Raw genomic sequence first — 14627 nt, forward strand, 5'->3', positions numbered from 1 at the left:
ATCTGCAGCAATCACTTTCTCGTCAGTCGCTCGAAAGACGAAGGGCCGCAGCCGCGGCGACCGGGCCGATGACGGCGAAGGCGAGGTTGAGCGCGACGAGGATGAGGAAGGGCGGCAGGAAGGGCGCCGGTTCCTGGATCGCCGCATAGACCGCGCTCACCCCGAAGATCAGAACGGGAATGGCGAGCGGCAGCACGAGGATGGAGACGAGCAGCCCGCCGCGCGGCAGCGCCACCGCCACCGCCGCGCCGGCCGCACCGATGAAGGTGATGGCGGGCGTGCCGGCAAGCAGCGTCAGCGTCGTCGCGCCGATGGCGATCTCGTCCATGTTCATGAAGAGGCCGAGCAGCGGCGAGGCGATGACGAGCGGCAGGCCGGTCGCGAGCCAATGGGCGAGGCACTTGACGAAGACCGTCAGCACCAGCGGCGTCTCCTGCATCAGGAGAAGGTCGAGCGAACCGTCCTCGCGCTCGGCCTGGAACAGCCGGTCGAGGCCGAGGAGGGAGGCGAGCAGCGCGCCGATCCAGAGGATGGCAGGTCCGATTCGGGCAAGGAGATTGAGGTCCGGCCCGACGCCGAAGGGAATGACGGCGACAACAGTCATGAAGAAGAGGACGCCGACCAGTGCGCCGCCGCCGGCGCGCACGGAGAGCTTCAGGTCGCGGAAGAGGAGGGCGATCATGCGGCACTCCTTAGGCTTCGAGGGCTTGGTTCACCCCCCTCTGCCCTGCCGGGCATCTCCCCCACAAGGGGGGAGATTGGGTGGGGCAATGCTTTACTTCCTCTTTGACGTTTCTGTTTGGGCTGGGCTTGCACCTCTTGCCAATCTCCCCCCTTGTGGGGGAGATGCCCGGCAGGGCAGAGGGGGGTAGCCACGGACACGACCATCACCACACATCCTCCATGACCCCGGCAAAACCCGTCATCCGCAGCTCCGTCACCCCTTCCAGCCCCAGCGGCTGATGCGTCGCGGCAATCGCGATGCCGCCGCGGGCAAGGTGAGAGGTCACGAGGCCCGCGAACATGGTTTCCGCAGCCGCGTCGAGAGCCGCCGTCGGCTCGTCGAGGATCCAGACCGGGCGCCAGGCAACGAGAAGCTTGGCCATGGCCATGCGCCGTTGCTGGCCGGCGGAGAGATAGCCGAAGGGAAGATGCGCGATGCCGCCGAGGCCGACAGCCTCGACTGCCTTCATGACCGGCACGCCCGCCCCACCTACAAAATCGCCAAAGAAGGATTTCCAGAAGGACAGGTTCTCCTCGACGGTGAGCTCTCGCTTCATCGCGTTGCGGTGGCCGAGATAGTGCGCGGCCTCACCGATCTGGCCGGCCGGTTGCGCTGCAGCAAGGAATTTCGCGGTTCCCGCATGCGCCGGCAGGAGGCCCGCCAGAACCCGCAGCAGCGTCGACTTGCCGGAGCCGTTCGGCCCCTTGACGACGAGGGCTTCGCCGCTACCGATTTCAAAGGAAATATCTTGGAAAATCAGGTCTTCGCCGCGCTTGGCGCTCAATCCCTCGGCGACGAGCCGCATGGCTTTTCACTTTCCCTTTACGACCTTGGTCGCAACGCAAAAAAATTGTCCCGATTTACCGTCAGGCGCTCTGGATCGTTTCTTAGAAATTATCTATAACGCCCGCAACACGCCAGCGGTCGGCGTGAATTTCATCCAAGCGCCGAACACGGGAATGATTTCCGCGTACGGACAGCGGAAATGGCCGCACCCGCATCCCATTCGCGCCTCAGGCGCTCGGGCGTTCGTACGTCAGCTTTCTGGCGCCAGACGAGACGGGGTATAAAGTGTCCAAATCCCTAGACAGTTTCAATTGTCGCTCGACCCTCACGGTCAACGGCACCGACTATGTGTACTACAGCCTGCCCAAGGCCGAAGCGAACGGCCTTGCCGGCGTCTCGAAGCTGCCCTACTCGATGAAGGTGCTTCTTGAGAACCTGCTGCGCTTCGAGGACGGCCGCTCGGTCACCAAGGAGCACATCCTGTCCGTCGCCGAATGGCTGACGAACAAGGGCACGGTCGAAAACGAGATCGCCTATCGCCCGGCGCGCGTCCTGATGCAGGACTTCACCGGCGTTCCCGCCGTCGTCGACCTTGCGGCCATGCGCGACGCGATGGTCTCGCTCGGCGGCGACCCGGAGAAGATCAACCCGCTCGTTCCCGTCGACCTCGTCATCGACCACTCGGTCATCGTCGACGAATTCGGCACGCCGACGGCCTTTGCCCGCAACGTCGAGCTGGAATACCAGCGCAACGGCGAGCGCTACCGCTTCCTCAAGTGGGGCCAGCAGGCCTTCAAGAACTTCCGCGTCGTTCCCCCGGGTACCGGCATCTGTCACCAGGTCAATCTGGAATATCTGGGCCAGACGGTTTGGACCAAGGAAGAAGACGGCGAGATCGTCGCCTACCCGGATACCTGTGTCGGCACGGACAGCCACACGACCATGATCAACGGCCTCGGCGTTCTCGGCTGGGGCGTGGGCGGCATCGAAGCCGAAGCCGCCATGCTCGGCCAGCCGGTCTCCATGCTTCTGCCTGAGGTCATCGGCTTCAAGCTGACCGGCAAGCTCAAGGAAGGCGTCACGGCGACCGACCTCGTGCTGATGGTCGTGCAGATGCTGCGCAAGAAGGGCGTCGTCTCCAAGTTCGTCGAATTCTTCGGCCCCGGCCTCGACAACATGACGCTCGCCGACCGCGCGACGATCGGCAATATGGGCCCGGAATACGGCGCGACCTGCGGCTTCTTCCCGGTCGATGGCGAGACTGTCAACTACCTCACCATGTCCGGCCGCGAAGAGCAGCGCATCGCCCTCGTCGAAGCCTATTCGAAGGCGCAGGGCATGTGGCGTGACGGCGACGGCTCCGACCTCGTCTTCACCGACACGCTCGAACTCGACCTCGGCGACGTGGTCCCGGCCATGGCCGGCCCGAAGCGTCCGGAAGGCCGCATCCCGCTGGAAAACATCGCGCCGAACTTCGCCACGGCGCTTGAAAACGACTACAAGAAGCCCGGCCAGCTTTCGAACCGCTACGCCGTCGAAGGCACGGACTACGATATCGGCCACGGCGACGTCGCCATCGCCGCCATCACGTCCTGCACCAACACGTCGAACCCCTCGGTCCTCATCGCCGCCGGCCTTCTCGCCCGCAATGCGGTCGCCAAGGGCCTGAAGACGAAGCCGTGGGTCAAGACGTCGCTGGCACCGGGATCGCAGGTCGTCGGCGAATACCTCGCCAAGTCGGGCCTGCAGGCCGACCTCGACAAGCTCGGCTTCAACCTCGTCGGCTTCGGCTGCACGACCTGCATCGGCAATTCCGGCCCGCTGCCGGCGCCGATTTCCAAGACGATCAACGACAAGGGCCTGATCGCGGCGGGCGTCCTTTCGGGCAACCGCAACTTCGAAGGCCGCATCTCGCCGGACGTGCAGGCGAACTACCTCGCCTCCCCGCCGCTCGTCGTCGCCTATGCGCTTGCCGGTTCGGTCCAGAAGGACCTGACCAAGGAACCGCTCGGCGAGGACCAGAACGGCAACCCCGTCTACCTCAAGGACATCTGGCCCTCCTCCAAGGAGATCCAGGAGTTCATCATGAAGTACGTCACGCGTGAGCTCTATGCCACGAAGTATGCCGACGTCTTCAAGGGCGACGAGAACTGGCAGGCCGTTCAGGTGCCGGAAGGCCAGACCTATGCCTGGGACGACAAGTCGACCTATGTGCAGAACCCGCCCTATTTCGTGGGCATGGGCAAGACCGGCTCGGGCCTCAAGAACATCGAAGGCGCGCGCGTCCTCGGTCTCTTCGGCGACAAGATCACGACCGACCACATCTCGCCGGCCGGTTCGATCAAGGCGGCTTCCCCGGCTGGTGCGTACCTGACGGATAACGGCGTCGCAGTCGCGGACTTCAACCAGTACGGCACGCGCCGCGGCAACCATGAAGTCATGATGCGCGGCACCTTCGCCAATATCCGCATCCGCAACCACATGCTCGGTCCGAACGGCAAGGAAGGTGGCTACACGATCCACTATCCGTCCAAGGAAGAGATGTCGATCTACGACGCGGCCATGAAGTACAAAGCCGAGGGCGTTCCGCTCGTCATCTTCGCCGGCGTCGAATACGGCAACGGCTCCTCGCGTGACTGGGCGGCCAAGGGCACCAACCTGCTCGGCGTCAAGGCCGTGGTGGCGCAGTCCTTCGAGCGCATCCACCGCTCTAACCTCGTCGGCATGGGCGTCGTGCCCTTCGTCTTCGAGGAAGGCACGACCTGGGCTTCGCTCGACCTCAAGGGCGACGAAGTCGTCACGATCGAGGGCCTGGAAGGCGACATCAAGCCGCGCGAGAAGAAGATCGCCAGGATCGCCTACTCCGACGGCACGGTGAAGGAAGTTCCGCTCCTCTGCCGCATCGATACGCTGGACGAGGTGACCTACATGAACAACGGCGGCATCCTGCAGACCGTTCTGCGCGACCTCGCCGCCTGAGCCACCAACGGCTGAAAACGAAGTGCCGGGGCAGAAAGCCCCGGCATTTTTCGTTTTCGAGGGCAAAAATCTCACTCCATCGTGACTTCCTGTTGAAGCGGCAAGGGCGTAAGACGGCTGAAAAGGCTGGCCTGCGGCCGGCATTGCATTGGAAATGATCATGCCGAGACCGTATGTACCGGAATGTCTGGCGATCCTGCTGACGCTCGGCGCCGGCGTCGCCCATGCACAGGAAGCGAACGCGCCGAAGGGCGTCGTCGAGCTTTTCACCAGCCAGGGCTGCTCCTCCTGCCCGCCGGCCGACAAGGCGCTCGAGACGCTTGCACGCGAAGGCAAGGTCGTCGCCCTCGCCTACCATGTCGACTACTGGAACTATCTCGGCTGGGCGGACACGCTCGCCTCCAAGGACAACACCGCACGGCAATATGCCTATGCCCGCATGTTCGGCCGCAACGGCGTCTATACGCCCCAGGCCGTGCTGAACGGCCGCGAGCACATCAACGGCGCCGACCTTTCCGGCATCCGCACCCGCCTCGATTCCCTGCCGAAGGAAGGCAAGGGGCTCGACGTGCCGGTGACTGTCGAGGTGAAGAACGACGAGCTGCGCATCCACGTCGGAGCCGGGCAGGGCAAGGCCAATATCGTGATCGCCTATTTCGAGCGCGAACGCTCGATCAATATCGACAAGGGCGAGAATCGCGGCAAGACCGTCAATTACTGGCACGCCGTGACCAATATGGAAACGATCGGCATGTGGGAGGGCAAGGAGACCAATCTGGTGCTTCCCGCCGACATGCTGAAGAAGAAGGAAAAGCCCGGCGGCTGCGCCGTGCTTCTCCAGCGCATGAAGACGGCCGACACGCCCGGCGCGATCCTCGGGGCGACGGTTCTGGCAGGCGACGAGGCATCACGGTAAATCCTCCCCCGCGGGGGAGGTCCGGTCCGGCTTCTTCGAGGGGCTGGGGCTTGAGGGTTCGAAGAAAGACGGACCGGACCGGGACGAAGCTGCCGGCAACGGATACAGGGCAACTTCGACAGTCGCGCACCGTTCCGAACCGGCTTCCTGCTTGAGGCAACAGACTGGTACGGGCCGCGACGGGCGAACTCTCTCTTTTAATTTGGGCTTCTGTTTGTCTGAAATGCGGCGGGACGGATTTTTGCGAAATCGCCGCTTTCGGCCCATCCAGCTTGCATTTCAGCGCCGCTCAGGCACACTGTCACGCAGCCGTCACAGACGAGGTGCGGAGATTCGATGACCGATCAGCCGGATTTGCAGGCGTCCAGTGTCGTGGTCGACCTCAAGGAATACCGCAACAGCAAGGATCCGCTGCCGGTGACCTTCCACCGCCGTGAACTCGATGCGATCCTCTGGGTCTATGGCCGCATGGTGGGCGAAGGCGAATGGCGCGACTATGCCATCGACCATATGCGCGACAAGGCCGTCTTCTCGATCTTCAAGCGATCCGGCGAAATGCCGCTCTACCGGGTGGAGAAGAACCCGAAGCTCGCCGCCAAGCAGGGCGCCTACAGCGTCGTCAACCAGCAGGGCATGATCCTGAAGCGTGGGCACGAGCTGAACCAGGTGCTGAAGGTCTTCGACAAGGTGCTGCGTCTCGTCGAGACGTAAGCCCGCCCTTCCCCTTCTCCCGCTTCCAATGAAGTCACCCTCGGGCTTGACCCGAGGATTCAAGTAGCTCGGCATTGGCTGCGTGGATGCTCTAGTCAGGTCCGAGCATGACGGAGAGGAGGTTACGGCCTACCCCGATCCCCTTCAATTCACCCCATCGTCCCCGGATAGTCCGCCACCGACGGCTCCGTCTCCGCCCCGTCGCCGAGGGGGCGCTGCATGAAGACCGTATCCAGCCAGCGGCCGTGCTTGAAGCCGGTCGCCGTCATACGGCCCGAATGCGCAAAGCCGGCGGCGCTGTGGACGGCAATGGAAGCCGGGTGCGCGCCGCCGATGACGGCCACCATCTGGCGGAAGCCGAGACCCGTGCAGCGGCGGATGAGCTCGGCCAAGAGCGCCTTGCCGACACCCTTGCCGCGCGCTTCCGGCGCCAGATAGACCGAGTCCTCCACCAGCCAGCGATAGGCCGGCCGCGTGCGGAAGGCCGAGGCATAGGCATAGCCGAGGATGAGGCCGGTCTGCTCCACCGCCACGATATAGGGATAGCCCTTTCCGGTGATCGCCGTGAAGCGCGCTTCCATCTCGTCGAGCGTCGGCGGGTCGATCTCATAGCTCGCCACGCCGTTCAGCACGGATTCGCGGTAGATTTCGGTGAAGGCGGCGATATCGCCGAGCGCGGCGGTGCGGATGACGAAGCTCATGGAAGCCTGCGTTTCATTGAACAATTCTGATAGAGTGGCAGCGTTTTGCGGCCGGAATTGCGCAAGCGCAAGGGCAAAGAGGGGATGGGGTTAACCCCATCCCCCCGTCATGCGGACTTCCTGCCGGCAGGCTCAGGCGCCGTAGACGATCAAGAGGTCCTTGGCGTCGATCTGGTCGCCGGCCTTGACCAGCACTTCCGAGATCATGCCGTCCTTTTCGGCATGCAGCGCCGTTTCCATCTTCATCGCCTCGATGGAGAGCAGCACGTCGCCGGCCTTGACCGTCTGGCCGGCCGAGACCGAGACCGTCGAAATGACGCCCGGCATCGGCGCGCCGAGATGGGCGGTATTGCCGCTGTCGGCCTTGCGGCGCACGGCCGAGGTGGCGGCGCGGTTGCGGTCCGGCACCTTGATGAGGCGCGGCTGGCCGTTCAGCTCGAAGAACACCTTGACCATGCCCTGCTCGTCGGGCTCGCTTTTCGCCTGATGCAGGATGACGAGGGAAACGCCCTTCTCCAGCTCCGGCGAAAGCTCCTCGCCGGGAGCAAGGCCGTAGAAATAGGCCGGCGTCGGCAGCACGCTGACCGGGCCGTAAAGGTCGGCGGCCAGCGCATAGTCGGTGAAGACCTTCGGATACATGAGGTAGGAGGCGAACTCGAAGTCGTCGACCTTGCGCTCCAGCTTGTCCTCGATGGCCTTGCGCTCGGCATTCAGATCGGCCGGCGGCAGCAGCGAGCCGGGCACGGCCGTATAGGGCGTCTCGCCCTTCAGCGCCTTCTTCTGGAGACCGGCCGGCCAGCCGCCCGGGGGCTGGCCGAGGTCGCCCTTCAGCATGGAGACGACCGATTCCGGGAAGGCGATGTCCTTGGCCGGGTTCTCGACATCGGCGATCGTGAGGTCCTGCGAGACCATCATCAGCGCCATGTCGCCCACCACCTTGGAGGAGGGCGTCACCTTGACGATGTCGCCGAACATCTGGTTGGCGTCGGCATAGGCCTGCGCGACGCGATGCCACCTGGTTTCGAGGCCCAGCGAGCGCGCCTGCTCCTTGAGATTGGTGAACTGGCCGCCCGGCATTTCATGCAGATAGACTTCCGAGGCCGGCCCCTTGAGGTCGCTTTCGAAGGCGGCGTACTGGAAGCGCACGGCCTCCCAGTAGAAGGAGATGCGGCGGATCCATTCGGGATCGAGGCCCGGATCGCGCTCGGAGCCCTTCAGCGCCTCGACGATCGAGCCGAGGCAGGGCTGCGACGTGTTGCCGGAAAGCGCATCCATCGCCGCATCCACCACATCGACGCCGGATTCGACGGCGGCAAGCACGGTCGCCGCCGCAATGCCCGAGGTGTCGTGGGTGTGGAAATGGATCGGCAGGTCCGTCGCCTCGCGCAGCGCCTTGAAGAGCACGCGCGCGGCGGCCGGCTTCAGGAGACCCGCCATGTCCTTCACCGCGATCATGTGCGCGCCGGCCTTTTCCAGCTCACTCGCAAGGGCGGTGTAGTATTTGAGGTCGTATTTCGGGCGGGCGGAATTGAGCAGGTCGCCCGTATAGCAGATCGCCGCCTCGCAGATCTTGTTCTCTTCCGCGACCGCCTCCATCGAGACGCGCATGTTGTCGACCCAGTTGAGGCAGTCGAAGACGCGGAAGACGTCGATGCCGCCCCTGGCTGCCTGGCGCACGAAATACTTCACGACATTGTCGGGATAGTTCTTGTAGCCGACGCCGTTCGCCCCGCGCAGCAGCATCTGGAGGAGGAGGTTCGGGGCATCCTCGCGGATGCGGGCAAGCCGGTCCCACGGGTCTTCCGTCAGGAACCGCATGGAGACGTCGAAGGTCGCGCCGCCCCAGCATTCCAGCGAGAAGAGCTGCGGCAGGGCGCGGGCATAGGTGCCGGCGACGCGGGCGATGTCATGCGTGCGCATGCGGGTGGCGAGCAGCGACTGGTGCGCGTCGCGCATGGTCGTGTCGGTCAGGAACACCTGGCCCTGCGCGCGCACCCACTCGGCAAACTTCTTCGGTCCGAGCTCATCGAGCTTCTGCTTGGTGCCGGGGACGATCTCCCCCTCGATGAAGGGTACGACGGGCTTGGCGACGTCGGCCGGCGGCTTCGGCCGGCCCTTGGCCTCCGGATGGCCGTTGACGGTAACGTCGGCGAGGTAAGTCAGCAGCTTGGTGGCGCGGTCCTGGCGCTTGACCTGCTGGAAGAGCTCCGGCGTCGTGTCGATGAAGCGGGTCGTGTAGCTGTTGTCGCGGAAGCGCTCGTGGGTGATGATCGCTTCGAGGAAGGTGAGGTTCGTCGCGACGCCGCGGATGCGGAACTCGCGCAGCGCGCGGTCCATGCGGGCGATCGCCTCCAGCGGATCCGGCGCCCAGGCCGTGACCTTGACCAGCAGCGGATCGTAGAAGCGGGTGATCACCGCGCCGGGATAGGCCGTGCCGCCGTCGAGGCGGATGCCGAAGCCTGAGGCCGAACGATAGCCGGTGATGCGGCCGTAGTCGGGAATGAAGTTCTGCTCCGGGTCTTCGGTGGTGATGCGGCACTGGAGGGCATGGCCGTTGAGGCGGATATCCGCCTGTGCGGGCACGCCCGACTGCGGCGTGCCGATGGCATGGCCGTCGAGGATGTGGATCTGCGCCTTGACGATGTCGATGCCGGTCACGACTTCCGTGACGGTGTGCTCGACCTGGATGCGCGGGTTCACCTCGATGAAGTAGAACTTCCCACTGTCGGCATCCATCAGGTACTCGACCGTGCCGGCGCCGACATAGCTGGTCGCCTTGGCGATCTTCAGCGAATAGTCGGCGAGCTCCTGGCGCTGCGCATCCGAAAGATAGGGCGCGGGCGCGCGCTCGACGACCTTCTGGTTGCGGCGCTGGATGGAACAATCGCGCTCGAAGAGATGCACGACATTGCCGTGCGTGTCGCCGAGGATCTGGCTTTCGACGTGGCGGGCGCGCTCGACGAGCTTTTCGAGATAGACCTCGTCCTTGCCGAAGGCGGCCTTGGCCTCGCGCTTGGCTTCCGTCACCTCGCGGATCAGGTCCTTCGGATCGCGGATGGCGCGCATGCCGCGCCCGCCGCCGCCCCAGGAGGCCTTGAGCATGACGGGATAGCCGATCTCCTCCGCAAGGCGGTGGATCTCCTTCTCGTCGTCCGGCAGCGGATCGGTCGCCGGCACGACCGGCACGCCGACGGAAATGGCGAGGTTGCGCGCGGCGACCTTGTTGCCGAGCTGGCGCATGGTGGCCGGGCGCGGGCCGATGAAGGTGATGCCGGCGGCATCGCAGGCATCGACGAATTCCGGGCTTTCCGACAGCAGGCCGTAGCCGGGATGGATGGCGTCGGCGCCGGAAAGCTTGGCGACGCGGATCACTTCCTCGATCGACAGATAGCTCTCGATAGGGCCGAGGTCGCGCGAAAGATGCGAACCACGGCCGATCTGGTAGCTTTCGTCCGCCTTGAAACGGTGCAGCGCAAGTTTGTCTTCCTCGGCCCATATCGCGACTGTTTTCAGCCCCAGTTCATTGGCCGCGCGGAACACGCGTATGGCAATTTCTGAACGGTTGGCGACAAGGATCTTGGAAATGGGCAAGTCGGACTCCTCATTGACTTGGAAAGCGGCGGCTTGGAAAACGGGAAAATGCTGCACCCGCGAAGAGAATTATTAGCGGGTAATTTCCAAAGTGCAATTTTGGAGTCGTCACGGAACAAAAGATTTGCGCCGCTGGAAACAATCGCGACGGGGGCGCGAAGCGTTTTCACGCCGAAAATCGTTTATTTGCAATCGCTTAGGCGATTCTGCGGCTACAAACCTGCTAGGATACCAGCCCCAGCCTGAAGGCGATCGCGATGGCGTGATGGCGGTTGCGCGCGGCGAGTTTTTCCTGAATGCCGTTCATGTACCAGTCGACGGTATGGCTGGATATGCCGAGGGTACGGCCGATCTCATGCGAGGTCATGCCTTCGGCAAGCAGCGTCAGCGCCTCCATCTCGCGGCGAGTCAACTCCACGTCGACCACCTCGGCAAGCCGGCCGGCGGTCTCCGGATCGACCGCATGGACCAGCTTCCAGTAAAGCCGCCGGGCGATGCTGTCGAAGAGACCGAGTTCCACGCTTTCGAGGTCCACCGGCTTGCCCCCGATGCTGAGGCTGCCGATGAGGCCGCGCCGGCCGTGGATAGGGAACACATAGCCGTCCTCAAGCCCCTTGTTGCGGGCGTCCACCATCATGCGTTCCATGCGCTTGCGATGCGGGCTCGTGCGGAAGGCGCCGAGCGTATCACGCCAGCGAAAGCCCTGCTGGGCATGGCCGAGATAGCGCACGGTCGGGTCGATCTGCATGTAGCGCCTGCGCAGGTAGAGTTCGGGCCAGCCCTCCGGCCAGCGGCCGGCAAGCAGCAGGCGGGACGGCTCGTCCACCGGCCTCGGCGCCAGCAGGAGACCGTAATAATCGAAGCCGCAAAGCGTCAGCAGACGCTCGAATTCGGCTGTCGCCTCTTCCCGATCGCGCAACTCGTCGATCAGTGCAAGGAATTGCACCAGCAAGTTGATATTCATATGCCCCGCGCTTGACTAGCTTTGTTTAACCAACTGATAAAGCTGAACCCGGCCGACAACCGGCCCAAGCGCCCCATTCATATTCCCCGCCTTACAAATGGCAGGATCGCATGCTGAAAATCAATCGTCTTGCATGCATGGCTGCCGTGAAAATGAGAAAATCACGCAAGATGTCAGGGCGGTCATGAAATTTGCTTGACGCGGAAGAACTTTTGTCGCTTCCGCTGATTAATACCCGCAGCGAAGGGACAGAAGGTGCTCGCTGCACCGCATAACTGGTATCGCCGGAAAGGCTCCATTCCCGTGTCTTTGTTTCAGGTCTATGCAAGAGCCCTCAGCTATCTTGGCACCTACAAGCTTCGAGTTGGTCTCGTCGTCGCCGCCAACGTCATCCTGGCGGTCATCACCATTGCCGAGCCCATCCTTTTCGGCCGCATCATCGATGCCATCTCCAGCAAGAGCGCCGTCACGCCGCTGCTTCTGATGTGGGCGGGCTTCGGCCTGTTCAACACCATCGCCTATGTGCTCGTCGCCCGCGAGGCGGACCGGCTGGCGCATGGACGGCGCGCGAGCCTGCTGACGGAAGCCTTCGGCCGCATCATCTCCATGCCGCTCGCCTGGCATAGCCAGCGCGGCACCTCCAATGCGCTGCACACGCTGCTGCGCGCCTGCGAGACGCTGTTCGGCCTCTGGCTCGAATTCATGCGCACGCATCTTGCCACCGCCATCGCGCTCGCCCTCCTCATCCCGACCGCCTTCACGATGGACTATCGCCTGTCGCTGGTGCTCGTGGTGCTCGGCGCGCTCTATGTCGTCATCGGCAAGGCGGTGATGAACCGTACGCGCGAGGGACAGGCGTCGGTGGAGAACCATTACCACACCGTCTTCTCCCATGTGTCGGACTCGATCAGCAACGTCTCGGTGGTGCACAGCTACAACCGCATCGAGGCGGAAACCCGCGAGCTGAAGGGCTTTGCCGAGCGCCTGATCAACGCTCAGTTCCCGGTGCTCGACTGGTGGGCGCTCGCCAGCGCGCTCAACCGCATCGCCTCCACCATCTCCATGATGACGATTCTCGTCATCGGCACCGTGCTCGTCCAGAAGGGCGAGATCCGCGTCGGCGACGTCATCGCCTTCATCGGCTTTGCGGGCCTGCTGATCGGTCGCCTCGACCAGATGAAGGCCTTCGCCACGCAGATCTTCGAGGCGCGCGCCAAGCTGGAGGACTTCTTCACGCTGGAAGACGCCGTCAAGGACCGCGAGGAGCCGAGCGATGCCGGCGAGCTCGGCGAGGTGAAGGGCAAGGTCGAGTACCGCAATGTCAGCTTCGACTTCGCCAATGCCACGCAGGGCGTGCGCGATGTCTCCTTCACGGCGGAAGCCGGCCAGACGGTCGCCATCGTCGGCCCGACGGGCGCCGGCAAGACCACCCTGGTCAATCTCCTGCAGCGCGTCTACGAGCCGCAGTCCGGCCAGATCCTCATCGACGGCGTCGATATCGCAACGGTGACGCGCAAGTCGCTGCGCCGCTCCATCGCCACCGTCTTCCAGGATGCGGGCCTGCTCAACCGCTCGATCTCCGACAATATCCGCCTCGGCCGCGAGGGCGCGAGCCAGGAGGAGATCGTGGCGGCCGCCGAAGCGGCGGCGGCGAACGACTTCATCACCTCGCGCCAGAGCGGCTACGACACCCATGTCGGCGAGCGCGGCAACCGCCTTTCCGGCGGCGAGCGCCAGCGCATCGCCATCGCCCGCGCGATCCTGAAGAACGCGCCGATCCTCGTGCTCGACGAGGCGACCAGCGCGCTCGACGTGGAGACGGAGGCACGCGTCAAGGCGGCGATCGATTCGCTCCGCCGCAATCGCACGACCTTCATCATCGCGCACCGCCTGTCGACGGTCCGCGAGGCCGACCTCGTGGTCTTCATGGATCACGGCCAGATCGCCGAGATGGGGACGTTCAACGATCTCAGCCAGAGCAACGGCCGCTTCGCCGCGCTGCTGCGCGCCAGCGGCATCCTGACCGACGACGACGTGCGCAAGAGCCACACTGCCGCCTGACGGGCGTTACCGCTTACGGATCGCTTTTGACCGGCAGGGCCTCGAGGCCCTGCCGTTTTGCATTGGCGATGACCGCGGCCTGCCAGTCGAGATAGCGCGCATAGGCGAAGTGGAGGGCGATGCCGAGCAGCACGTAGAGTGTCCCGAGCAGCGGGTTCTTCCCCGTGACGAACATCAGCACCTGCCCGGCCATCGCGAGGATCGTGCCGAAGATGAAGACGGCAAGCGAATGCCGCCCCACCGCCACCAGCGGATGGGAAAGCGGCAGCGCCGCCCATCCGGTAAGCGCCGGGATCGTCGCCATCAGATAGGCCCCCGCCAGCACATGCAGCAACCGCGTGGCGGAAAGGAAGGTCTTGTCGAAGCCCGTCAGCACCGCCGGCAGGCCGTAGGAGAAGTCGATGAACCACCAGGACAGCACCACCCAGAGCATCGAGACGGTGAGATAGGCCACAGCAAGCGCCGTCAGCAACGGATGGCGCGGAATGCCCTTCCCCTTCGCGCGCATCATGCCGACGAAGCCGATGACGAAGAGGAACTGCCAGGACAAGGGGTTGAGGAACCAGTAGCCGTCGTCGAGGAAGTTCGACGGCGCGATCCGCCAGATGCCGGCACACAGCCAGATCGTTCCCGACACGGCGAGCAGCAGGCGCGCGCTCTGCCGGTAGAGCCAGAGGAAGCCGGGCAGCATCAGGAAAACGACGGCATACATGGACAGAATGTTGTTGTAGCCGAACTGGTGGCCGAGCAGCACCATGCTGACGACGCCCTCGTCCGTGCGGTCGACGACGGCGCGCAGGTTGATCTCCGAAAGCAGGTCCGGCCGCGCGAACCACAACGCCCCGCCCGCGAAGATCGCGAAGGTGATGATGCTTGTCATGATATGCGCGATATAGAGCGTCAGCGCCCGCCGCAGGATGCGCAGCGTCAGGGCGAGACGCTCGCCGACCGCAAAGCGCGCGCCATAGGCGAGCGCGACGGACATGCCGGAGATCAGCACGAAGGCTTCCGCGGAATCGGAAAAGCCGAAGTTCTTGTGCGTCAGGTGCTCCAGATACTGGCCCGGAACGTGATTGACGAAGATCGTCAGGAGGGCGAGGGCCCGGAAGACATCGAGGCGCGTGTCGCGTTGCCGCGGCACGACGCCTGTCGGTCCATGTCTGTCTGCCATGATACTCTGATCCGCGTGGTGCG

Annotated in this window: 10 protein-coding genes; 4 read left to right on the top strand and 6 right to left on the bottom strand. The window is 64.1% G+C overall.

Going from position 1 to position 14627, the window contains the following annotated elements; translation table 11 throughout:
- Nucleotides 1-22 precede the first annotated feature (22 nt).
- Together ccmB and ccmA are read right to left on the bottom strand one after the other, a co-directional pair.
- A complete protein-coding gene (gene ccmB, locus ShzoTeo12_RS15405; RefSeq protein ID WP_318910246.1) occupies nucleotides 23-682 on the bottom strand; it encodes a heme exporter protein CcmB in 660 nt (219 codons plus the stop codon).
- Nucleotides 683-887: 205 nt separating this feature from the next.
- Nucleotides 888-1529, bottom strand: coding sequence for a heme ABC exporter ATP-binding protein CcmA (gene ccmA / locus ShzoTeo12_RS15410; RefSeq protein ID WP_318910247.1), 642 nt, complete (start codon nucleotides 1527-1529; stop codon nucleotides 888-890).
- A 266-nt stretch (nucleotides 1530-1795) separates the two neighbouring features.
- Here ccmA and acnA point away from each other — a divergent pair, with 266 nt between their 5' ends.
- From acnA to ShzoTeo12_RS15425, 3 genes are all read left to right on the top strand, one after another.
- The gene (gene acnA, locus ShzoTeo12_RS15415) at nucleotides 1796-4489 is read left to right on the top strand and encodes an aconitate hydratase AcnA (protein ID WP_318910248.1); all 2694 of its coding nucleotides are present in this window, start codon (nucleotides 1796-1798) and stop codon (nucleotides 4487-4489) included.
- 157 nt (nucleotides 4490-4646) lie between these two features.
- Nucleotides 4647-5405 carry a DUF1223 domain-containing protein gene (locus tag ShzoTeo12_RS15420; RefSeq protein WP_413251154.1) on the top strand — a complete coding sequence of 253 codons (759 nt, stop codon included), beginning with the start codon at nucleotides 4647-4649 and terminating at the stop codon, nucleotides 5403-5405.
- Nucleotides 5406-5741: 336 nt separating this feature from the next.
- Entirely contained in the window at nucleotides 5742-6116 is a 375-nt protein-coding gene (locus ShzoTeo12_RS15425) for a DUF2794 domain-containing protein (RefSeq protein WP_119257859.1), read from the top strand.
- 149 nt (nucleotides 6117-6265) lie between these two features.
- Here the strand turns inward: ShzoTeo12_RS15425 and ShzoTeo12_RS15430 are convergent, their stop codons facing one another.
- From ShzoTeo12_RS15430 to ShzoTeo12_RS15440, 3 genes are all read right to left on the bottom strand, one after another.
- Nucleotides 6266-6817, bottom strand: coding sequence for a GNAT family N-acetyltransferase (locus tag ShzoTeo12_RS15430; protein WP_318910250.1), 552 nt, complete (start codon nucleotides 6815-6817; stop codon nucleotides 6266-6268).
- 132 nt (nucleotides 6818-6949) lie between these two features.
- Nucleotides 6950-10408 (bottom strand): pyruvate carboxylase, encoded by a 3459-nt coding sequence (gene pyc, locus ShzoTeo12_RS15435; RefSeq protein ID WP_318910251.1) that lies wholly within the window; start codon nucleotides 10406-10408, stop codon nucleotides 6950-6952.
- Between the two features lie 223 nt (nucleotides 10409-10631).
- On the bottom strand, nucleotides 10632-11372 hold the full coding sequence (locus tag ShzoTeo12_RS15440; protein WP_119257860.1) for a helix-turn-helix transcriptional regulator: 741 nt from the start codon (nucleotides 11370-11372) through the stop codon (nucleotides 10632-10634).
- A 303-nt stretch (nucleotides 11373-11675) separates the two neighbouring features.
- Between ShzoTeo12_RS15440 and ShzoTeo12_RS15445 the strand changes: the two genes are divergently transcribed.
- Entirely contained in the window at nucleotides 11676-13433 is a 1758-nt protein-coding gene (locus tag ShzoTeo12_RS15445; RefSeq protein WP_318910252.1) for a glucan ABC transporter ATP-binding protein/ permease, read from the top strand.
- A 13-nt stretch (nucleotides 13434-13446) separates the two neighbouring features.
- On the opposite strand, the gene ShzoTeo12_RS15450 is transcribed toward ShzoTeo12_RS15445, so the two are convergent.
- Complete coding sequence (locus tag ShzoTeo12_RS15450) at nucleotides 13447-14604, bottom strand: OpgC family protein (protein WP_318910253.1); 1158 nt, start codon at nucleotides 14602-14604, stop codon at nucleotides 13447-13449.
- Nucleotides 14605-14627: the final 23 nt, after the last annotated feature.

The organism is Shinella zoogloeoides (assembly GCF_033705735.1).
Classification (GTDB): Bacteria; Pseudomonadota; Alphaproteobacteria; order Rhizobiales; family Rhizobiaceae; genus Shinella; species Shinella zoogloeoides_A.

Coding starts and splice junctions, on each gene's coding strand:
- ShzoTeo12_RS15430 (WP_318910250.1), bottom strand. CDS start 6,817: ATGAGCTTCGTCATCCGCACCGCCGCGCTCGGCGATATCGCCGCCTTC.
- ShzoTeo12_RS15425 (WP_119257859.1), top strand. CDS start 5,742: ATGACCGATCAGCCGGATTTGCAGGCGTCCAGTGTCGTGGTCGACCTC.
- ccmB (WP_318910246.1), bottom strand. CDS start 682: ATGATCGCCCTCCTCTTCCGCGACCTGAAGCTCTCCGTGCGCGCCGGC.
- ShzoTeo12_RS15450 (WP_318910253.1), bottom strand. CDS start 14,604: ATGGCAGACAGACATGGACCGACAGGCGTCGTGCCGCGGCAACGCGAC.
- ShzoTeo12_RS15440 (WP_119257860.1), bottom strand. CDS start 11,372: ATGAATATCAACTTGCTGGTGCAATTCCTTGCACTGATCGACGAGTTG.
- ccmA (WP_318910247.1), bottom strand. CDS start 1,529: ATGCGGCTCGTCGCCGAGGGATTGAGCGCCAAGCGCGGCGAAGACCTG.